The sequence below is a fragment of the Leptothrix cholodnii SP-6 genome, assembly GCF_000019785.1.
In the GTDB taxonomy this organism is placed as follows: domain Bacteria; phylum Pseudomonadota; class Gammaproteobacteria; order Burkholderiales; family Burkholderiaceae_C; genus Sphaerotilus; species Sphaerotilus cholodnii.
On record NC_010524.1, the window covers coordinates 3,397,378 to 3,418,589 of the forward strand.

The following is a 21,212-nucleotide window of genomic DNA, read 5'->3' on the forward strand; positions in this document are numbered from 1 at the left end:
GTCGCACAGACGATGCGAGAACTCCCACACAGACAATCTGCCGCTGCTGACCGCTATCGTTCGGCAATCGCCTCAGGCGAGTGCTCCGAATTCTCGGGACCAGGGTTCTTGCGTGCCTGCGCCTGCCCGAGTCGAGCTGCCCGGGCCCGTTTTGCCTTGTTCAACTGGTAGAGCACCAGACCCCGCCAGTTGTCCCGGAACAAGGTGAACTCCAGCACGGGATTGCCCTCCGGCCGCCAGGGATCGGCCCATGCCGGATGTGTGATGAAACACAGACGATCCAGTTCCGGATCTTCACAGGCCCGCTTGAAGGTCTCGCGCAAGAGCAGCTTGCCGGGGCCGATCTGCGAGAGTTCCTCCAGATAGCCGATCTTCTGCAGGTGGATCTGACGCCCGGTTCGAAACCAGAGCACCGACGCAACCGGACGTTCACCGACATGGAGCACGTCGATTTCACACTGGCCGCGCGAGCCGAATCCGTCCAGCAGAGCGTTGTAGAACCGCATCAAGGCCGGGTTGCTGGCCACCGCACTGCCCGCCGCACCCTTCCATCCTGACGCCTCGATGGCGAGGAAAATCGGCATCAGACGAGCCAGATCCTGAGGGCTGCGGGCAAGTTCATACCGAAGAGGACCCAGGGCTTCTGCGCGCTTGCCCCCCCGTGACACACTGCTGCGGTGATTTGCACTGCATGACTTCAGCAGTTCTTCCATCGAGCGCCGGCAGTCGACGCGCGCACTGCTGGAAGCCACTGAGTGCAACATCCGCTGCGGCGCGAAGTGCTGCAACCAAGCCGCCATGACGCCATCAGCGGGAATCTGAGGCAAGACAAACCGGTCCCACTCGGGCGCATCACGCCCCTGCAACCAATTCCAGAACGCGGGCCACAGTGTCACATCGGCCCGATCTGCACAGACATCTGACAGTGTCATGTGCCCGTGATTGACAAAGCGAAGTTCGGGCACACGCAGCGGCCCCACCTTTCGCACCACGGACTGCAACGCAAACACAGCCTTCAACTGGCCCTCGTGATGAACGGAAACCCAAATCGATTTTTCCGGATTTTCGTTTATCGCCTGATGCGCATGAAACCACTGAGGACGTTGAAAGTACTCGGCATCGGGGAGCGAGTCAGCCAGCGCCTGCCATGCTGGCGCCAGTTCCCTCAAACCTGCGATACCGCTCGACCACGAAAACTGCCAGCCGTTCGACATTGCCTGTCCATCCTGTCAGATGACAGTCCGAGAAGCAGGCATGTGAAACGCACATGCCCATCGACTCATTTGCCACCGTTACATTCTGAACCATCATCGTGACAATGATCTGCGCACGAGTCCACTGACGAAAGTACTAGTCGCCCACCGAACTCATGCCTCCTCGGCAGCCTGTCTGGCTTCTTCCTGAGCGGGACCCGAGGCCTTATCGACTCGCGCAGCACGCCAGCGTCGATAGCTTCCAACAGCACTGCGGAGTTGTCGCTCGACCGCGAACCGGATCGCGGGCTTGCGCCAGACCGACCATGTCAACGTCTCGTGCACCGTCGAGATGGTGGACTTGTACTGCGATTCACCGGCCATCAAGTCATAGACATCGAAGCCGAGAGCCGCGTTGTGCTGCACCGCCAAGGTATGAGTCACCAAGCCGGGACGGCCGTGCTTCTCCAGCACGGTGTAATCGAAACCGGACTGATAGACGTAAAGTCGCTTCCCTCGTATGAAACTGTAGAGATACCCGACATCCCGCTCACCGGCTCGGACCCGCAGCATCTGGATTTCGCCCCGCGCCAACTGACGCGCAATGACCAGCCGATGGAGTTGGAACCGGAATTCGCTCTTGAATGAGCCATCTTCGCCGAGAGCCGCCCAGCGATCCTGATGCAGGGCCACCATCTTGTCGAAGAAACTCAGTGCCTGTTCAACATCAACGGCGACAGTCACCTCGATCGGACCCAGGGTCTGATACTCCTTGATGCTGCGACGGATGAACCGCCGAGCGTGGCCACTCACCAAAGGCGTGAAATCAAGCTTGTGCGCTCGAACAGGTTCGAGCGCAATCGCATAGGACATGCGCTGCTCATCGTGACGCTCCAGGTTTCCGCTCACTTCGGCAGAGTAGCCGTGCCCTTCGAGACCGGGCAGGTGCAACTCTTGACCGGCGCCCACGCAGTCGGCCCACCGCTTGACAAGGGCCTCCCGCAAGGCGTCGCCATGTTGACCGTCCAGCAGAAAATCATTGTGCTCGACCATCGCACCGTTGTAGATGGGATCTCCCGCAGCGTGCAGGTGCCAAGCCGTGCAGAACGGCATTCCGCCCAACTTTCGCGTGTTGCGCACCAGGACACCGAGCCCAACGACACGTCCACCAGAGACGGCCTTGAGCAGACGACGCTCGAACTGGTCCGGCAGCAACTCGAGCCAACAGCCGATCCAAGACCACGAGTTGAAGAAACTGGCATCTGGAGCGCGCAACTCAAGATCGCGCCAGAGAGCTTCAAGTTCGTTCAGGGGCGGAAGCGCATCAAATGAGATGCCGTATTGCGTTGCTGCCACGTTGATGTTTCGTTGGAGATTGGTGATCAGTCACTGCTTACGCATCGAACGTCGCAGTGACACGGGTCAAGTCAGCGATGGTTCCGTGCAGGAGACCACCGGACCATCGCGTGAAAGTCTTCAGGTTCAGACGGCACCCTGTGGCTCGACGCCGCGCCGTGGGGCCAGCAGATGCGCCCAGGCAGGCCGCTTGAAAAGAAACGAGAAGACGGTATTGCGCGTGATCAGATTGAACAGCAAGGCCGCAAGCAGACTCAATACGACCGTCAGGGTCGACAGAAGATTGATTTCAATCTGCCAACCAAAATGCGTGTAGGCAGCCAGCCACCATTGCAATGGCAGGTAAAAGCCGACGTAGACCACGATCGAATTCTTGCCGAGGTATCGGACCCACTGCATCCAGTCCTTGTCGGCCAGCAGACTGCTCAGTGCGATGATTGCACTGATACCGACAAAACCGCTGACCATATCCCAGAAAGGCAACAGCGACCACCCTTTCGAAACGACAAACGCATTCGCGATTGCCCAGCCGACGATCATCAACCACGCCTGCCGTCGATGCCCCGCGACCCAGTCCGCCCAACTGAAGATACGTGACGCAAAAAGATAGCCCGACAAGAAGAAAACATAGTAAACGCCAAAATTGTCAACCGGCGAGAAGCCGGTCCGCACGCGCACCACCATCAAGACTGCGGCCGCGGCGATCAACAGCCAGCCCGGCACGTTCCGCAGCAGTCTCGTCACGACAAAATAGGTCGCAAGAATCTGGATGAACCAGAGCATCGCCATCGGTTGGATCAGAAAATAGATATAGAGCTTGATCGCCTTGACGACCGTCAGGTCGGGCGGCGTCTCGTAGATCAGCCGCCACGCCAGATATGGCAAGGTCCACACGACCAGAAAGAAAAGGTAATGCGCAACCTTGGTATCCAGATAACTGCGCCAGGGTCGGTCGATGACGCGCGACAGGAAAAGGCCGGACAACAAGAAGAAGTCGGGCATGCGAAACGGCTTCGCGAAGGCCGACCACGCATCGAGCCACCCCGTCGAGGGCAAGATGTAACCAATGTAAGTGTGGGCGTAATAACACACGACGGCCACGATGCAGATGCCCTTGGCGATGTCGACCCAGCCATGGCGGCTGCGTCGAGGCACCTCGGCTTGAGCGGATGTTGAAGTCATGCACTGCCTTTCTTTTGGAAGGTGTCAAGGGCGGCGAGAGCGACCGACTGCGACAACGTTTCAGCGCTGGCCCGCAGGCGATGCACCGTGGCGCGGCAACCCCTGATCAATCGGGGCATTTTCAATGATCGGAGTCGAACAGTCGCTATCGGGCGGTACGGTCGACATCCGAAGCGGCATTCCTGCGCAACGAAAACCACCCCGCAACCACGAATCGAGGCATAGTTCACGAAGTTCGCGCCGGAAGTGATCAAGTGGGTGCGTCGAGCAGCGTAAATCCTGATCCCACTCAAAGTGGATAACGTGTGCGAAGCACGCCAGAAGTTCGCCCAGCATTTCACTTTTTTGGCCTACTCCGGATCGAGACGAGCACTGCGAACACCGGCCCCCCCGACAATGCCAGCTGGCAACGTACCCAGCGGCCGAGGCAGTTCGCACCACGCCGAGTGCGCGAACAGCATGACACATGCTGCAGAGCTGCCTACGCCATGGCGGCTCCCGCCCCACTCTCACAGGATCTGAATGTTCAAGCGCCTCGCTGTCCACGTCACCAACTACTCGTTAGGCACGTTGTTGGTCATTGTTGCCGGACTTGTGTCGTTCCCCATCTTCACGCGCGCATTCACGCTGGAGCAATACGGCACCCTGAGCCTCGTCTCGACCACTTTGCTGCTCGCCACCGTGGTCGGGAAATTTGGCATGCAGCATTCGATCGTGCGATTTCACGCAGAAATGCGGGCCGGCAAATATCCGGAGACCGAGTCCCAGTTCTTCTCGACGGTCGTTCTGGGAATGGCTGCCGTGGGGGCCTGCGTCGCTGGAACCTGGCTGATCGTGAGCCAGTTGGTGCCCGAAGCATGGTGGGGCCAAGAAGGCATTCGCGGTCTTTTCGCACTGACTGCACTGCTGATCGTCGTGCGGGTCATCGACAGCGCACTCGTGAATCTGCTCAGAGCACAACAACTCAGCGGCTGGTACAGCATCTACAGCGTCGCCCGTCGCTACGGGGTTCTTTTGAGCACCTTGATTGCGGTATTTCTCCTGGTACCCGGTCTGGAAGGATTCTTCGGCGGGGCCATGGTTGCCGAGATCATTGCAACAGGCATCCTCTGTTACATCCTGCTGAAGCACCACAATGTCTCTGCCAGCAATGTTTCGCCGCGCCTTCTGAAGTCAATGGCTGTATTCGGCCTGCCGATGGTTGCGTATGAATTTGCCGGCGTCATCCTGAACCTGGGCGATCGCTACGTGATCCAGTCGATCATGGGATCTGCTCCCCTCGGCGCCTATTCGGCGGCCTACAACATGTGCGAATACGTGCAGTCGATACTGGTTGCAGCGGTGGGCCAGGCCGTGACTCCGATGTACATGCGCCTCTGGGAAGAGCAAGGAAAAGATGCCACTCGGGCCTTTGTCGAGCGGGTTTTCCACTTCTACGTGCTGGCTGCATTTGCGGTCATTACCTGCATGTGCCTGATCGGATCGGATCTGCTGATACTGCTTGCATCCGAAAAGTACGCCCCTGGCACCGCCATCATTCCGGCAGTCATTGCCGGAATGGTGATCGACGGCTCTGTGCCGATCTTGGCTGCGGGGCTGTTCCTGGCCAAGCAGACCAAGGCGCTGATGTTGATCGTGATCGGCAGTGCAATCCTCAACCTGGGATTGAATCTCTGGTGGATTCCTGGCCATGGCCTGCAGGGCGCAGCGATTGCCATGCTCGTCAGCTATGTCGCGCTGACCGCGGGTGCTGGCTGGATCGGTTCCCGGACCCTTGCGATCCGTGTGCCGATACTGAGCATCTGCAAATTCGCTCTCTGTGGCGTCGCAGCCTACGGGATTGCCGACTGGGGCATTCCCTCGACCGGCATGCTCGGAATCACGGAAAAAGTTGCGCTCGGCGGTTGCATCTACTTTGCCTGTGTCCTGCTGATCGACGGCCAGTGCCGCAACATTCTGCGTGCAGCGTTGCAGCGCTTGCGTCCCATGCCGGGTTGATGACCGAGCCAGACATCTCTTTGCAGTAAAAGTGAGCAGCACCCCATGTTGAAGTCTCTCCTCAAGGTAGCCCTGACTCAGACCCCGGCCTGGAAGGTGGCCAGCTCGAGCTGGCGCCCTGATGGCGTGACAGTACTGATGTATCACCGCATCAAGAACGAGACCGATCCGTTTCCTGGCACCGATGCCCGGACGTTCGAGATGCAGATGCGATGGCTCAAGAAGAACTGCAACGTCATCACGCCCGAACAACTCGGCGATGTGGCACGTCAGCCACCACGCAGTTGCCCCGCGGTCCTGTTGACGTTCGACGACGGCTTCCGCGACTATCACGACAACGCCTGCCCGGTGCTGCGTGAACTGGGCTTCACGGGCCTGGTTTTCCTCGCCACCGGTGCGATGGACGACGAGATCCTGATCTGGACCGATGCGGTCACCTGGGCCACGCACGCCACCCGAATGGCATCGGTGACCCTGCCGTGGGACGCCACCCAACGCATGGCGATCGACGACGAACCCAGTCGCCACAGACTGGCCGAAGCCTGCAAGCGCTTCCTCAAGGACATCCCCGATCAGCAGCGCAAGGCTTGGCTGAAGCAACTCACGCAGGCACTTGAGATCGACCCCGACGACGGCACCCTGCCACGCCAGATGCTCAGTTGGGACGAAGTGCGGGCCACGATGGATTGCACTTTCTACGGCGGCCACACCCACAACCATCCGATCATGTCGCAACTCGATGATGCGACGATGGAAGCCGAGATCGAGACCTGTCGCAGACGCATCATCGAAGAGACCCAGGTCGCCCCGCGTTACTTCGCCTACCCGAATGGCCGGGCGCGGGACTTCACGGCGACCACCCAGGCGCTGCTGCGCAAACACGGGTTCGAACTGGGTTTTTCGACCATCGAAGGCATCCATCACGACGGCGATGACCTCTATGCGATCCGGCGCCAGAACACGGCTGGCAACACGCTGGGCGACTTCGCCCTGCGCGTGATCGGTCGCTGACGGAAGGACGCCATGCAGACCCTTTTCTGGATTGCCCTGCTGTTTGTCGCCTACACCTATGCGGGTTATCCGCTTGCGGTGTGGCTGCTGGCTCGGGCACGCGGAGCCGAGCCGATCGCCAATGATGACCCCACCGAATGGCCGGCCGTGACGGTGGTGATCGCCGTTCACAACGAGCAGGCGAGGGTTCTGAAGAAGATCGAGAACCTGCGCAACCTCGACTATCCGGCCGATCGCCTGCACTGGATCTTTGTCTCGGACGGATCCACCGACGCCACCAATGACCTGCTGCGGGCACAACCGCAGGGGCGCCTGATCGCCTATCCGGATCGACAAGGCAAACCGCATGCCCTGAACACGGCCCTGCGTGAAGTGACGACGCCGATCGTCGTGTTTGCCGACGTGCGCCAGCACATCGAACGATCGGCTGTTCGCAAGCTCGTGACGCGCCTGCTCCAGCCGGGCATCGGCGCCGTCAGCGGCGAACTCACGCATGTCGAGCCAGGCACGCAATCGGCAGCCAGCATCGGCCTCTACTGGCGCTATGAAAAATGGATCCGCAAATCGGAGTCTCGACTGGCCTCCACGGTCGGGGCCACGGGTGCGCTGTATGCGATGCGAACGGCCGACTACACGCCGCTTGCCTCGGACACCATCCTCGACGACTTCGAACAACCGATGCTGGTCGCGCGCAGCGGCAAGCGGGTGGTGTTCGAGCCTGGCGCCGTGATCTTCGATGAACTGCAGTCGGACATGGCCGGCGAGCGCAAGCGCAAGATCAGGACCCTGACCGGCAACTTCCAGTCCTTCGCACGCCACGGCTGGATGTTCGTGCCGTGGCAGAACCCGCTGTGGCTGCAGTTCCTGTCGCACAAGGTGTTTCGCCTGCTGGTGCCCTATGCGCTGATGGTGATGCTGGTCACCTCCGCCTTTCTACCTACTGCGTGGATGGCGCTGTTCCTGCCGGGCCAGTTGCTGTTCTACGCCCTGGCGGCACTCGGCCAGCGCACGGCCGCGTTCAAGCGCATGCGGCTCGCCAGTTTTGCGGGCGTCTTCGTCGAGATGAACTGGGCCGCCGTGATCGCGCTGCGCAACTGGCTGGCAGGCGGCGTCAATGCACGATGGGAAAAGACATGACACGCTGTTCCGTTCTGATGTATCACGGCCTCTACGCCAACGAGCGGGAATACCAGGCCATCGATGCGGCCGATCGCCCCTACGCCGTATCGACCCAGCGGTTCACCGAACAGCTGCAAGCCATGCAGCGCAGCAGGCTGAACATCATCGATCCCGGCCAGCTCGGCAGCCCGGCGATGTCGGCGGGCGGTGTCGTGCTCACCTTCGACGACGGCCACGCCAGCAACCATCGGCATGCCCTGCCGATCCTGCAGCAGCTCGGCTTGAAGGCGGTGTTCTTCGTCACCTCCGATTTCATGGAGCGACGCCCCGGCTTCTGCAGCTGGGCGCAACTGCGCGAGATGGCCGATCAGGGCATGACCATCGGCTCGCACGGCCGAACGCACCGCTTTCTCGACGATCTCTCCGATGCCGAGGCGATGGCCGAACTGTCCGATTCGAAACAGGCCATCGAGCAGGGCATCGGGCGCGGCATCGACCAGGTGTCGTTCCCCGGCGGGCGTTTCAGTGTGCGGCAGCTGGCCTTGTGGCAACCGCTCGGCTATCGCGCATTCCACTCCTCGCGCGTGGCGGCCGCCCCGGCGCGCCCCGTGCAGCCGGGCGACGTCCTGCCGCGGCTCGCGATCCGCCGTGACACCTCGCTGCCGGACGTGCTTGCGATGGCTCAGGCCGATCGCCGCTGGTTGATGCGCGCGACCGCGCTCGCGTCGGCCAAACAACTGGTGCGCCGGCTTGCGGGCAATCGCCTTTATCACCACCTGTATGAACGACTTCATCCCCAGACGCGTGGCTGAAATCGGCAACGCCTTGGCGGATGGGGTGCCGCTTGCAACCGGACAGGCCGAGCCCCCTTGGTGGCAACCCCTGCAATCGACGTTCAAGTTCTTTGCGATACCGGCGCTGATCGTGCTGGTGCCCAGGCTGTTCGGCTCGACCCTTCCCGTGCCGGCGCTGTATCTGCTGGCGCTCGTTTGCTGCTTGCTGCTGGCCAAACGGGCCCTGTCGGATCCTGAACTGATCCTGGCCACCTTCATTCTCTATCTGCCGTACACCCTCACCTACGCAGCGACGATCGCGCCCGGCGTCAATGGCACGAACGGACTCTATGCACTGCTGATCCTGGCCTGGGTCGCCCGTTCGGTGCGTGAACAGAGGCCGTTTTTCACCCCGATGCCATTCACCGGGCTGGTCAAGACCTGGGCCATCCTGAGCTTGATATCGGTGGCCACGGCGATCTCGACCATGGGCTTGGGGTTCATCACGAACGGCAAGCTGCCCGATATCAAGGGATGGTGCGATCAGTTCATCGTGTTCTTCGTGGTGCTCAACCTCATCCGCGACGGCGCCGCCGCGCGGCGTGTGGCGGTCTACATGATGGTCGGCACGCTTCTGGTGATTTGCTCGGGATTCACGGAGTGGCTGGACAAGCGCCACTACGACCGCATCGACAAGGCCCGGCTGCTCGGACCGCAGAACCAGCCGAACGATCTGAGCGCCTTCATCGTCTACGGCTTCGGGATTCCGGGTGCACTGATCATCTGCTACATGTGGCGCTTGCGCACCTGGGTCGTGGCAACACCGATGCTGCTCGTGACGGCACGCGTGCTGCTGGCCACCTTCTCGCGCGGAGGCCTGATCGGCATGGGCGCGGTGGTGGCCGCACTGCTGCTGATCCGTGGCCGCGTGCTGTTCGCGACGATTGCCGTGGCCGGCACCCTGCTCGTCCAGGTCGTGCCCGAAGTCCTGCCCGACTCGATGAACGCGCGCATGTCGCAGACCAGCGAACCCAGCGGTGAACTCGACAAGAGTTCGCAGACCCGGCTCATCTTGTGGAACGCCGCAATCGCGATCACGCTGGAAAACCCCATCTTCGGCACGGGCTTCCATACCTTCCGGGTCATCAAGGGCATGTACACGGAGATCCCGGTGCACGAGTCCGACAACCACAACATGTTCCTGTTCATCTGTTCGCAGATGGGCCTGCCGACCTTGTTCGTGTTTCTGCTGATCTTTGCCCGCCTGGCCTATGTGGGCGTCAGCCTGCACAAGCACGCCCTGCACCCGTTCGACAAGGCGATCGGCCTGGGTGGCGTCGGCCTGGCCGCCGGCGTGATGAGCATCAACATGTTCGGTTCACGCATGACCGACACCATCGTGATGGGCTACGTGTGGATCACGATCGCCGTGATTTCGCACCTGCGGAAAGAGCAGTTGGCCCGGCAGGCTGATGCGAGCGGCCGTGTCGACGTCGGCCCAGCACCCGGCGCGTCGACTTGACGGGCCATGCCTTTACGATCACGCGCATGAGTGCCTTCACCTCCCGACCCCTGCCTGAAGTCGACAACACCTTGGCCGGCACGGTTGCGGTCGCGCCGACGCAAGTCGACCCACCTTGGTGGCACCCGCTTCGGTCGACGTTCGTGTTCCTGCTCGTGCCGGCACTGATCGTGTTCGTCCCGCGGCTGTTCGGCGCCACCCTGCCGGTGCCGCTGCTCTACGTGCTGGCCGCCGTGTGCGGCGCCATCATGGCGGTGCGCGCCCTGTCGAACCCTGAACTCCTGCTGGCCACCTTCATCCTCTACCTGCCCTTCAGTCGCACCTACGCCGCAGCGATCGCCCCGGGCATCAATGGCACCAACGTGCTCTACGCGCTGGTCATCGTGGCGTGGATCGCCACCGTCGTGCGCGAGAAACGGCCGTTCTTCGTCGCGATGCCGTTCAGCCGGCTGGTCACGATCTGGGCTGCCATCAGCATCCTTTCCGTGTTCACGGCCATGTCGACCATGGGCGTCTCGTACATCACGACAAGCCGTCTGCCGCAGGTCAAGGCCTGGTGTGATCAGTTCTTCGTGTTCTTCGCGATGCTCAACCTGATCCGCAATGGCGCGGCGGCGCGTCGCATGGCCGTCTACATGATGCTCGGAACGCTGCTGGTGCTGATCTCGGGCTTCTTCGAGTGGCAGGACAAGCGCTACTACGACCGCATCGACAAGGCGCGCCTGCTCGGCCCCCAGCAGCAGCCCAACGACTTCGGCGCCTTCATCGTCTACGGGTTCGGGATTCCCGGCGCACTGATCCTGTGCCACATGTGGCGGGTGCGGACCTGGCTGCTGGCCACACCGGTGCTCTACATCGCCGCTCGCGTGTTGCTGGCCACCTTCTCGCGTGGCGCCGTGCTCGGCATGGGCGCCCTGGCCGCCGCGCTGCTGCTGGTGCGCGGCCGCATCCTGGCCGCGTCGATTGCCCTGATCGGAGCCCTCGTGGTGCAGGTCGCACCCGAAGTCCTGCCTGCATCGCTGAGCGCGCGCATGTCGCAAACCACCAGCGAAAGCGATGGCGAGCTCGACAAGAGCTCTCAGACGCGTCTGGTCCTGTGGGATGCGGCCATCCAGATCACGCTCGACTATCCGATCTTCGGCACCGGCTTTGCGACGTTCCCGAAGATCAAGGACCAGTACGCGTCGATACCGACGGTCGAATCCGACAACCACAACATGTTCCTGTTCATCTGCTCGCAGATGGGATTGCCGGCGTTGTTTGTCTTCCTGTTGATCTTTGCCCGCATGGCCTACATCGGAGCGTGCGTGCACAAGCATGAGCACGAACCCTTCGGCAAGGCCATCGGGCTCGGCGCCGTGGGCACGGCCGCCGGTACGCTGGCCATCAACATGTTCGGCTCGCGCATGACCGATGCCGAGGTGATGGCCTATGTGTGGATCACGATCGCCGTGCTGTCGCACCTGTGGCGAGAAAACCAGGCCCGGCAAGCCGGGCCTGCCGAGCCGCCGGCTCAGGTGACGCGGTAGTAGGCCTTGTACCAGGCGACAAAACGGTCGATGCCAGTCCGGATCGATGTCTTCGGCTGCACGCCGGTCCATTCGGCCAGCGCCGACACGTCGGCATAGGTCGCCTGAACGTCGCCCGGCTGCATCGGCAACATCTCCTTGATCGCCGACTTGCCGACGGCCGCTTCGATGGCGGCGATGAAATCGCCGAGCGCCACCGGATCCTGATTGCCGATGTTGAAGACACGGAACGGCTTCTGAGCCCGCCCCGGGTGCGGCAGCAACGGATCGAATGCCGCATCGGCAGTGGCGGGCCGATACAAGGTGGCCACGACGCCGTCGACGATGTCATCGATGTAGGTGAAGTCGCGCAGCATGTCGCCGTTGTTGAACACCTGGATCGGCCGGCCTTCGACGATCGCCTTGGTGAACGAGAAGTAGGCCATGTCAGGCCGGCCCCACGGGCCGTAGACCGTGAAGAAGCGCAGGCCCGTGGTCGGGATGGCGTAGAGATGGCTGTAGGCATGCGCCATCAGCTCGTTGGCCTTCTTGGTGGCGGCGTACAGGCTCACCGGGTGATCCACCGAGTCACCTTCCGAGAACGGCATCTTGCGGTTGCCGCCGTAGACGCTCGAACTGCTCGCATAGACCAGGTGTTCGATGCGGTGCTGCCGGCAGGCCTCGAGCATGTTCAGGAAGCCGACCAGATTGGCCTCGCCGTAGGCGTGCGGGTTGGTGATCGAATAACGCACCCCCGCCTGTGCCGCCAGGTGCACGACCCGCGTGACCGCATGGGCATCGAACAGCGCCATCAGCGCGTCGCGGTCGGCCACGTCGACCTGCACGAAGGTGAAACCCGGCAGCTCGGCCAGCCGGGCCAGGCGATCGCGCTTGAGCTGGACGTCGTAGTAGTCGTTGAGGTTGTCGATGCCGACCACCTGATGTCCGTCGGCGATCAGGCGTTGGGCCGTGTGCATGCCGATGAAACCGGCCGCGCCCGTGATGAGTATCTTCATGGTGTGTTCGATCGAGGGTCGTGAGTCAAGCGGCCGAGCCGGCGTACACCGCTTCGAGCTGGCCGAGCACGCGCTCGGAGCCGTAGCGGTCTTCGATGAAGCGGCGCGAGGCCTGGCCCATGCGGTGCATGGCGGCGGGGTCGGCCAGTGCGCGTGTCAGCGCAGCAGCCAGCGAGGCGCTGTCGCCCGCTTCGGCCAGGTAGCCGTTGACGCCGCTGACCACCAGATCTTCATTGCCCGACACGCGGGTCGCCACGATCGGCAGGCTGGCGGCCATCGCCTCCAGCACCGAGTTGGGCAGGCCTTCGTTGAGCGAGGGCTGCACGTACAGATCGGCATCACGCAGCGCACTGCGCACGTCGTCGGTCCAGCCCGAAAAACGCACGCCGGCGCCGAGCTGGTGCTGCGCCACATAGGCCTCGATCTCGACGCGTTGCGGGCCGTCGCCGACGATGTTGAGCTCGAGCTGATCGCGGTTCGGCAGCTCGTTCCAGGCCCGCAGCAGCACGTCGACGCCTTTGACCGGCGCCAGCCGGCCGGTGTAGACCACGCGCAGAACCTTGCGCGCCGGGTCGAATTCACGCGAGCCGTAGAGCGACAGATCGACCGCGTTCGGAATCGCCAGCACCTTGCTCGCCGGCATGCCCGAGGCCAGCAGACGGCGTTCGGTCTCGACGCTGATGGCCTGGAAGGCATCGTTGCGCTGCATCAGACGGCGCAGCGTCGAATAGACCGGATGCTTCTTCATGCGCTCGTCGAGCACGCCGCCCTCGAACTCCCAGGCACCCGACACCTTGACCAGCACCGGCCCCGGCAACCAGGGCCGCACGGCGCCGGCAGCGGCGGCCAGGTTCTTGGCCATGTGGATGTGCAGGGCGTCGTAGTGGCTGCGCTCGCGCAGCAGGAACAGCATGAACTTCAGGATCAGGAACACCGCACCGAAGCCCTTGATCTTGGGGTAGTCGATGCGCGTGACACGGGTGCCGTCGACCATCTCCTCGAGCGGCTTGGCCGGGTCCAGGCGTGGCGCGATGATGCGCACCTCGTGGCCGCGGCGCTTGAACAGCCGCGCCAGCAAGGCCACCTGGCTCTCGGTGCCACCGGGCCAGGGATAAAAACCGTCGATCACCAGGAACAGGCGCATGCTTGTACAGCCTCGAATTGTGCAGAGAGCGGGATGAGGACCGGGCGCGCGTGAATCACGCGGCCAGGTGCCCGAGAGACGGCGCCTGACCTGCACGCACACGCTGGGCGTAGCCGGCCAGCGTGGCACCGCTGAAATGCTTGGCGATGGTCTCGAACAGCTGCTCGAGATCGGAATACAGCGCCTCGATGTCGGCCTCGCTCACGAAGGTCGGATTGCCGCCCGGCATGAACTCGGACGAGTGCAGCATGAACTCGATGTAGGGCGCGTCGTCGGCCACCATGTCCTGCACCAGCTGCTGCATCTGCGCCAGGTTGCCGCGGCCGGGCCGCAGCCAGCGCGCCTTGCTGAGTTTCGGACCGATGCGCGGCAGGCGCTCGAACGCCGCGGGCAGGTGCCGGGCCCAGGAGCGCCGGCTGCTGCGGATGGTCATCGGCAGTTCGAGCAGCGGGCTGCGGCCGGGCCGATCGATCTGATCGAGGTCCATGAAATAGGCCTGGCTCGGAAACGGCCGGAAGTCGGTGCCGCCGTGCTGGGCCGGATCTCCGGGCGTGTCGCGCCACGACACCGTCGGCGTCACCGAGCAGTCGACGATGTAGCCGCAGTCGACCAGCGTCCTGGCATAGCGGCTGTCGAAGCTCCAGCGACCGGCCCGGTGGCTGAGCATCTTGGTGGCAAAGGTCTGCTCGAGCAGATCGGTCAGATGACGCACCTTCTGCTGCAGCACCGCGGTCGGATACTCGATCAGGAAGGGCTGGTGATGCAGATCGTCAGGCGTGAGCGCGTGCTCGGGCGGCGAGTGCCAGGCATGCAGGTGCATGCCGATCTCGCCGGTGCCGCGCCGGATGATGTCGTGGCCGAGCTCCTGCATCGCCGGGGCCAGCGCCATCTCGTAGTTGGTCAGATAGGTCGGCTTGAAGCCGAAGCGTTCGCACAGCGACTGGAAGCGCTGCAGGTACTGCGCATTGCGCGTTTCGATCACGCGAGGCTGTGCCCAGGCGGCATCACCCTCGGTGTCGATGGTGATCAGAAAGGCTTTGTCCCTGGCAATTTTCATGGCCGCCATCTTGCCAGAGGGCGGGCCATGAACCCGTCCGGGACGCGTGAGTTAAGCCACGCCGGCCCCGCGCAGCAACACCGTCAGGGCGTGTAGCCGGGCAGCTCGACGACGTAGGTGTCGACCGTCGAGCCGTTGTTCCAGTCGGACGCGAAGATCATCCGCGTGCCACGCGGGCTGATGTTCACGTGCGGCTCGGCCCAGTAGCCGATGTTGCCTTCCTGCCCCGCCGACCGGTGGTGCGCCACCCGGCAGACCACGCCGTTGTTGACGTTCGCCAGCGCGATCTCCTGGTCCAGGAACCGCTGGCCGGTCGGGCTGCCCGTCATCGACACCGCCACCCAGCCCGGGTTCTTGAACGCATGCGCCGACATGTGCGTGCCCACCCGCGGGTACCCCCAGCCGTTGCTCTCGCCGATCACCGTCGTGTTCACGCCGGTCGTCAGGTTGGTCGCGATCAGGTTGCCGTTGCCTCCCGTCGCGCTGGTGCCGTCGAACTGCACCGACGCCCAGAAGTCCTGCCCGTTGGCGTACATGCCGGTGGCCGCGTGTTCGCTGGCCTTGATCGTCAGCGTGCGCAGCAGGGCGTTCGTGCCCGCGCTGTAGACGTTCTGGCCTTGCACGTACAACGTACCCGAGGAGCCGATCTGAGGCGCCCCCGTGCTGGCCGCCGTCTTCTGCGTGGCAGTCGACTGGGTCCACAGGATGTTGCCCGCACCGCCCGACAGGCCGAACAGGTCGGACTTCCAGTCGCCGTACACCGGGTCTCCGCCGAAGCTGACGCTGCCCGTGAAGGTCTTGAGCGTGGTCGACGTGTTGGTGCTCGGCTTGTAGACCTTCAGCGTGCTGCCGCTCGGGTAGTACAGCGCGTCCGGATCGGTCGCCGACCAGTAAACGTGCTCCAGGTCCGCCGGGCTGATCGACAGGTTGCGGATGAACTCGTAGGTCTTGCCGTTGAACAGCTTGTGGCCCTGGCCCGGCACGTACAGGATCAGGTAGCTCTCGTCGGCGTTCCACGCCGGCATCGTCGAGTACACCGGCTTGGCGTACTGCCCTCCGAACTGCGCCACCACGTCCGTGATGCGCCTGACCGTGGTGCCGAAGTTCGGATCCCGGTACGACGCCAGCCGCGCCGGCTTGGCCACCGTCGTCATCGGATGCGCCGCCTTGTCGGTCACCAGACCGTCGCACAGATTCGCCGAGGTCGACGGCGCCGGAGACGGAGACGGAGACGGCGATGGCCCGGGTGACGGACTCGGAGAAGGAGACGGACCTGGCGAAGGAGAGGGGCTCGGCGACGGACTCGGAGAAGGAGAAGGGCTCGGAGAAGGAGAAGGCGTGGCCGACGAATCGGCTGCACTGTCGTCACCACCGCCGCCACATGCAGCCAGATTGACTGCGGCAAACATCACGGCCAGCACGGCCAGGCGGGTTGTAGAGATCATCACGAATACCTCGGAAAAACAGGCTCGATGTCAAAGGCCCGTCGCCCTCGTCCGGTTCGTGCATGCATCAACAGGCACCACGATCAGGACGTCGGCAATCGTGCGCTCAACGCTTGTTCGTAGAGTGACTCATAAGCGCGCGCGGTCTGTGTCGAGCTGTAGCCGGCCTCGACCGTGGCGCGGGCCGCCCGACCGATCTTTTCGCGCAAGGGTGCATCACGCAGAAGGCGTGACAGGGCCGCCGCCAGTCGTGACGGATTGCTCGGTTCGACCAGCATGCCGTTCTCGCCGTCGGTGATGACTTCAGGGATCGAACCGACCGCCGTGGCCAGCACCGCGCGCGCCATCGCCATCGATTCGAGCAAGGCCATCGGCAGCCCCTCGCGGCGCGACGGCATGGCAAAGATGTCGATCGCGGCCAGCACGTCGGCGACGTCGCTGCGCTGCCCCAGCAGGCGTACGACACCGTTCAGGCCGGCCTCGTCGACCTGCTGCTGCAACGCGTCGTGCAGGTCGCCGCCACCGACGAAGACACACTGGAAATCGACGCCCTCGCGATAGAGCTGAGCCAGTGCCACGATCAGATCGGCATGGCCTTTGAGCGGATGCAGGCGCCCGATCACGCCGATCAGCACCTGGCCCGGCAGAACGCCCAGTTCAGCGCGCAGACGCCGTCCGTCGGCACTTTCGAATCGCCGCAAATTGATGCCATTTGCAACCGTCTTGACACGATTGGGCGCAATTCCTTCCTGGGTCACCAGCATGCGTTCGACTTCGGCACCGCAGGCGATCGTGGCATCTGTCACACGGCTCAGGCTGCGGGCAATCCAGCGCCGCGACGCGCTCGGCCACGGCACCGTGCTGTGGCGGGTGGTGAAGAGCGTCGGCACGCCCGCCAGCCACGCGGCCAGGCGCGCGTAGCTGTCGGCGTTGTAGAGATGGGTGTGCACGACATCGGGCCGATGCTCGCGGAACCAGCCGAGCAGCGCCGGCACCGTGCCGAGATCGATGCCGGGCTTGCGCCCGAGCACGTGCACCGGCACGCCGATGCTCGCGAGCTCGGCTTCGAGCACGCCGCCCTTGACCATGCACAGCACCGAATAGCGGAAGCGCCGGCTGGCGTTCTGCAGCACCTCGACGATCAGGCGCTGCGCGCCGTCGGGCGGCAGTTCATCGATGACGTGAACGACGTGTGGAACCGGATGAGCCTGGGGATCGGACATGTCTCGAGAATGGCTGCGGCCCGATGCTCGGACCAGTTGAAAAGCGCGGGGCATGATCGCAGAAGGGCTGCCGGCGCCATCGCCTGCCGCTTCACGCTTTTGGCCAAAAGCGTGTACCTGCCACTGTCGCCGCACCGTCGCGGGCTGCGCATCAAGTGAGAATGCCGGGCGCGCAAACAGGCGCACACACGCGCTCCGACACGCGCCCCACACGAGCCCCATCCGCATGCATCCTCCATCAGTCGCCTATCTGCTTTCGGCCTATCCCGACTTCCACGAGACCTTTGTGGCCCGCGAGGTCGAGGCGATGCGGCAGTTGGGCATCAACCTGCGCATCTACTCGCTCAAGCGACCCGATCCCGGCGCCTACCTGTACCCCGATCACGCCAGGATGGTGCGCTACCTGCCGTTCCTGTTCGACGCCCAGGTGCTGCGCGGCGTGGCACGCAGCGTGGTGCGCCACCCGCTGCGCGTGGCGCGTGCGATCGGCTGGCTGGCATCGACCTACTGGCGGCGCCCGCTCGAGCTGGCCAAGTCGATCGCGATCCTGCCCAAGACGCTCGCGATCGCCGACGAACTCGAAGGCACCGACATCGCGCTGCACGCGCACTGGGCCACCATTCCGACCTCGGCCGCGGTGGTGATCCAGACCGTCAGCGGCCGGCCCTTCAGCATCACCGCGCACGCCTGGGACATCTACCTGCCCAGCCGCGCCGAACTGCAGGACAAGATCCGGCGCTGCTCGGGCCTGGTCACCTGCACCGGCTACAACGTCGGCTTCCTGCGCGATCTGGCCGGCCCCGGCAACGATGACAAGGTCCACCTCAACTACCACGGCATCGACCTCTCGAAGATCACGCAGACCACCCGCGTGCGCGAGTCCGGCCAGCCGCTGAAGGTGGTGGCGGTGGGCCGGCTGGTCGAGCAGAAGGGGTTTGCCGATCTGGTCGAGTCGGTCGGGCTGGCCAACAAGGGCGGCCGCCGGGTCGAGGTCACGCTGATCGGCGACGGCCCGCTCGAAGCCGAGCTCAAGCAGCTCGCGGCCAAACACGGCGTGGCCGATCGCATCGTGTTTGCCGGCCGCGTCGGCCATGCGCAGACCATCGCGACGATGTGCGCCGCCGACCTGCTGATGGCGCCCAGCGTGATCGCCAGGAACGGCGACCGCGACGGCATCCCCAACGTCGTGCTCGAGGCGATGGCCTGCGGCCTGCCGATCATCGGCACCTCGGTCTCGGGCATCCCCGAGGTGGTGCGCACCGGCGCCACCGGCGTGCTGGTGCCCCCGGGTGACGCGCCCGCGCTGGCCCAGGCGCTGGCCACGCTGCACGACGACCCGGCGCATGCACGCGAATGCGGCCGCCGGTCGCGCCAGTTCATCGAAGAGAACTTCATGGCCGAGAAGAACGTCTGCGATCTGGCCGGCCACCTCGGGCGCTTCCACAACTACCGATGAACTGGCTGGTGCACCTGACCGAGCCGGCGACCTTTGTCGCCGTGCTGCTGCTGCTGGCCACGCTCTACCGCCTGCGTGCCGCACCACGCGATCGCCGCAGCACGGGGGCCGGGCTGTGGGCCGGCATGCTGCTCGTCTACCTGGCCTTCGCGACGCCGCTGGGCGGCAATGCCCTGTTGCGGCCGCTCGAAGACCGTGCGCGCGAAGCCGCCGCGCTGTGCCTGGCCGACGGGCCACCGCCCACCACCGCCATCGTGCTGGCCGGGGGTGTCGACGCCGGCGCCAGCCAGCCGGGCGACTACCAGTTCCTGACCGAAGGCAGCCTGCGCCGCACCGTCGCTGCCGCACACTGGGCCCGTGCCGACGACACGCGGCGCCTGCTGGTATCGGGCGGCCACGGCAGCATTCCCGAAGCCGTGCTGATGACACGCATGCTAGCCGACCTGGGCATCGACAGCCGCCGCATCCGCATCGACAGCGCATCGACCAACACGGCACAGAGCGGCCGCAACATCGCCGCACAACTGGGCCCGGTGCAGGCCGGCCGCGTGGGCGTCATCACCTCGGCCGATCACATGCCGCGTGCGCTGCGCGAACTGCAGAGCCAGGGCATCGCCACCTGCGCGATGCCGATGGACTACCGCCACGTCGCACCGATCCTGCCCGGCCACCTCGTGCCGCAACTCACCGCGCTGGGCAAGAGCACCCGCGCGCTGCACGAGTACATCGGCCTGCTCAAGCACGCGCTGCTCGATCGCGGGTGATGGCGGCGCACCGGTCACGCCTTTCATCGCTCGCCGTTCTTCGGTCCGGCATCGGGCCGGCTGTCACGGCTTCAAAAAAGGAGCATCACATGCACCGATTTCCACGTACCTCCCGGCCCACCGCACAGGCCAGCGCACTCGCCTGCGCGATCACGAGCGTGCTGTTCGCCACGGCCAGCCAGGCCCAGGCGCCTGCGGTCGACCTCTGCGCCGGGCTGGTCACCGACAAGGCCGCTCACCCGCAGACATCGGCGCCACGGCCGGCCAAGGGCGTGCCGTTCAAGGATCCGGTGTTCGGCACGAAAGTGACGCGCATCAGCGATGTCCGTGCCGACTTCGGCAGCGGCGTCGCCAAGCCGATGTACGCCACCATCCCGGCCTGGAACATCGACGAGAGCCGCCTCGTGCTGTTCGTCAAGGACAAGGGCCACGCGCTGTTCGATGGCCGCACCTACGAGTTCCTCGGCATGCTCAAGGTCCAGCCGTCCGACATCGAGCAGCTCTACTGGGATCCCGTCGACCCCGACGTGCTCTGGTACAACTATTCGTGGGAAATGGGCGGGCGCTCGATGCGCCAGCTGACGCGCTACCAGGTCTCCAGCGGCCAGAAGACCGTCGTCTACGACTACCCGAATGCCGGCAAGCCACGCGCCTTCAACGTCGACAACGGCGGCGATCCGCAGTACCCGTCGTGGGACATGAAGCTCTGGGGCGTGCGCGTCGAGATGCCCAAGGGCAGCGAGAAGTTCTCGTTCTCCCTGCCCGACAAGGTCGAAGGTGCGCGGGTCTTCAACGACGGCCCGACACCGCAGGCCTGCCCGTCCGGCCGATGCATGTGGGCACCCGAGAAGAACGGCTCGCGCGTGGTCGATCCCAAGACCCTCGAGACCGTGCGCAAGCTCAGGCTCTGGGGCTACGAACACGGCAACATGGGGATGAACGCGGCCGGGCAGGACTTCTTTGCCGCGGTGCAGTTCGACTCCAAGCCGGCCGGGACGCTGATCGTCGAGAACCTGCAGACGGGCGAGATCAAGCCGATCATCTCCACCGCCAACGGCTACCCTTACCCGCCCACCAGCACGCACATCTCGGCCGTCGCGCTGCGCGCGCCGGGCTGGGTGGCGGTTTCCGCGGTGGGCAAGCCCGAAGGCCGGCGCCCGCTGGACCAGGAGGTGCTGCTGGCCAACGTCGACACCGGCAAGGTCTGCCGCATCGCCCATCACCACTCGTCGGGCAAGGACGGCAAGTTCGGCTACTGGGCCGAGCCTCACGTGACGATCAGCCCGAGCGGCACCCGTGCCATCTTTGCCTCCGACTGGGAAAACGGTGATGCCGTCGACACCTATGTGGTGGAGTTGCCGGCCTACAAGCCGGCCGCGGCCAAACACTGACCCAAGACAGACCGGGTGGTCCCGCGCCAGCGGGCCACCCGGTCTTTTTCATCG

17 protein-coding genes are annotated in these 21,212 nt (G+C 64.1%); 9 read left to right on the forward strand and 8 right to left on the reverse strand.

Annotated elements, in window-relative coordinates; genetic code table 11:
* Positions 1-53: 53 nt before the first annotated feature.
* The 3 genes from LCHO_RS22835 to LCHO_RS15355 form a co-directional block, all read right to left on the reverse strand.
* Positions 54-1,214, reverse strand: coding sequence for a GNAT family N-acetyltransferase (locus LCHO_RS22835; RefSeq protein ID WP_012348081.1), 1,161 nt, complete (start codon positions 1,212-1,214; stop codon positions 54-56).
* A gap of 153 nt (positions 1,215-1,367) precedes the next feature.
* A complete protein-coding gene (locus LCHO_RS22305) occupies positions 1,368-2,549 on the reverse strand; it encodes a GNAT family N-acetyltransferase (protein ID WP_012348082.1) in 1,182 nt (393 codons plus the stop codon).
* Positions 2,550-2,675: 126 nt separating this feature from the next.
* Positions 2,676-3,731 carry an acyltransferase family protein gene (locus LCHO_RS15355; protein WP_012348083.1) on the reverse strand — a complete coding sequence of 352 codons (1,056 nt, stop codon included), beginning with the start codon at positions 3,729-3,731 and terminating at the stop codon, positions 2,676-2,678.
* A gap of 522 nt (positions 3,732-4,253) precedes the next feature.
* Here LCHO_RS15355 and LCHO_RS15360 point away from each other — a divergent pair.
* From LCHO_RS15360 to LCHO_RS15385, 6 genes are read left to right on the forward strand one after another with little or no spacing between them, the layout of a single operon-like run.
* A complete protein-coding gene (locus tag LCHO_RS15360) occupies positions 4,254-5,729 on the forward strand; it encodes an oligosaccharide flippase family protein (protein ID WP_012348084.1) in 1,476 nt (491 codons plus the stop codon).
* 45 nt (positions 5,730-5,774) lie between these two features.
* Positions 5,775-6,740, forward strand: a complete 966-nt coding sequence (locus tag LCHO_RS22310; protein WP_012348085.1) for a polysaccharide deacetylase family protein — start codon at positions 5,775-5,777, stop codon at positions 6,738-6,740.
* 12 nt (positions 6,741-6,752) lie between these two features.
* Positions 6,753-7,877, forward strand: a complete 1,125-nt coding sequence (locus LCHO_RS15370) for a glycosyltransferase family 2 protein (protein ID WP_012348086.1) — start codon at positions 6,753-6,755, stop codon at positions 7,875-7,877.
* Positions 7,874-8,671, forward strand: coding sequence for a polysaccharide deacetylase family protein (locus LCHO_RS15375; protein WP_043704373.1), 798 nt, complete (start codon positions 7,874-7,876; stop codon positions 8,669-8,671). The genes LCHO_RS15370 and LCHO_RS15375 overlap by 4 nt, the downstream gene beginning before the upstream one ends.
* On the forward strand, positions 8,640-10,154 hold the full coding sequence (locus tag LCHO_RS15380; protein WP_012348088.1) for an O-antigen ligase family protein: 1,515 nt from the start codon (positions 8,640-8,642) through the stop codon (positions 10,152-10,154). Before LCHO_RS15375 ends, LCHO_RS15380 begins: the two co-directional genes overlap by 32 nt.
* 26 nt (positions 10,155-10,180) lie before the next feature.
* Entirely contained in the window at positions 10,181-11,683 is a 1,503-nt protein-coding gene (locus LCHO_RS15385; protein ID WP_012348089.1) for an O-antigen ligase family protein, read from the forward strand.
* On the opposite strand, the gene LCHO_RS15390 is transcribed toward LCHO_RS15385, so the two are convergent.
* The 5 genes from LCHO_RS15390 to LCHO_RS23445 all read right to left on the reverse strand — a co-directional run bounded on the left by LCHO_RS15390 (position 11,668) and on the right by LCHO_RS23445 (position 17,733).
* On the reverse strand, positions 11,668-12,678 hold the full coding sequence (locus LCHO_RS15390; RefSeq protein ID WP_012348090.1) for an NAD-dependent epimerase: 1,011 nt from the start codon (positions 12,676-12,678) through the stop codon (positions 11,668-11,670). The two genes, LCHO_RS15385 and LCHO_RS15390, sit on opposite strands and share 16 nt — an antisense overlap.
* 25 nt (positions 12,679-12,703) lie before the next feature.
* Positions 12,704-13,822, reverse strand: a complete 1,119-nt coding sequence (locus LCHO_RS15395; protein ID WP_012348091.1) for a glycosyltransferase family 4 protein — start codon at positions 13,820-13,822, stop codon at positions 12,704-12,706.
* Between the two features lie 55 nt (positions 13,823-13,877).
* Positions 13,878-14,879 (reverse strand): polysaccharide deacetylase family protein, encoded by a 1,002-nt coding sequence (locus LCHO_RS15400; protein WP_150105491.1) that lies wholly within the window; start codon positions 14,877-14,879, stop codon positions 13,878-13,880.
* 83 nt (positions 14,880-14,962) lie between these two features.
* Entirely contained in the window at positions 14,963-16,033 is a 1,071-nt protein-coding gene (locus LCHO_RS15405) for a hypothetical protein (protein WP_012348093.1), read from the reverse strand.
* 374 nt (positions 16,034-16,407) lie between these two features.
* Complete coding sequence (locus LCHO_RS23445) at positions 16,408-17,733, reverse strand: glycosyltransferase (protein WP_190274809.1); 1,326 nt, start codon at positions 17,731-17,733, stop codon at positions 16,408-16,410.
* Positions 17,734-17,773: 40 nt separating this feature from the next.
* Between LCHO_RS23445 and LCHO_RS15415 the strand changes: the two genes are divergently transcribed.
* The 3 genes from LCHO_RS15415 (at position 17,774) to LCHO_RS15425 (ending at position 21,158) form a co-directional block, all read left to right on the forward strand.
* Positions 17,774-19,003, forward strand: coding sequence for a glycosyltransferase (locus tag LCHO_RS15415; RefSeq protein WP_012348096.1), 1,230 nt, complete (start codon positions 17,774-17,776; stop codon positions 19,001-19,003).
* Complete coding sequence (locus LCHO_RS15420; RefSeq protein ID WP_012348097.1) at positions 19,000-19,767, forward strand: YdcF family protein; 768 nt, start codon at positions 19,000-19,002, stop codon at positions 19,765-19,767. Before LCHO_RS15415 ends, LCHO_RS15420 begins: the two co-directional genes overlap by 4 nt.
* Positions 19,768-19,856: 89 nt before the next feature.
* Complete coding sequence (locus LCHO_RS15425; protein ID WP_012348098.1) at positions 19,857-21,158, forward strand: hypothetical protein; 1,302 nt, start codon at positions 19,857-19,859, stop codon at positions 21,156-21,158.
* Positions 21,159-21,212: the final 54 nt, after the last annotated feature.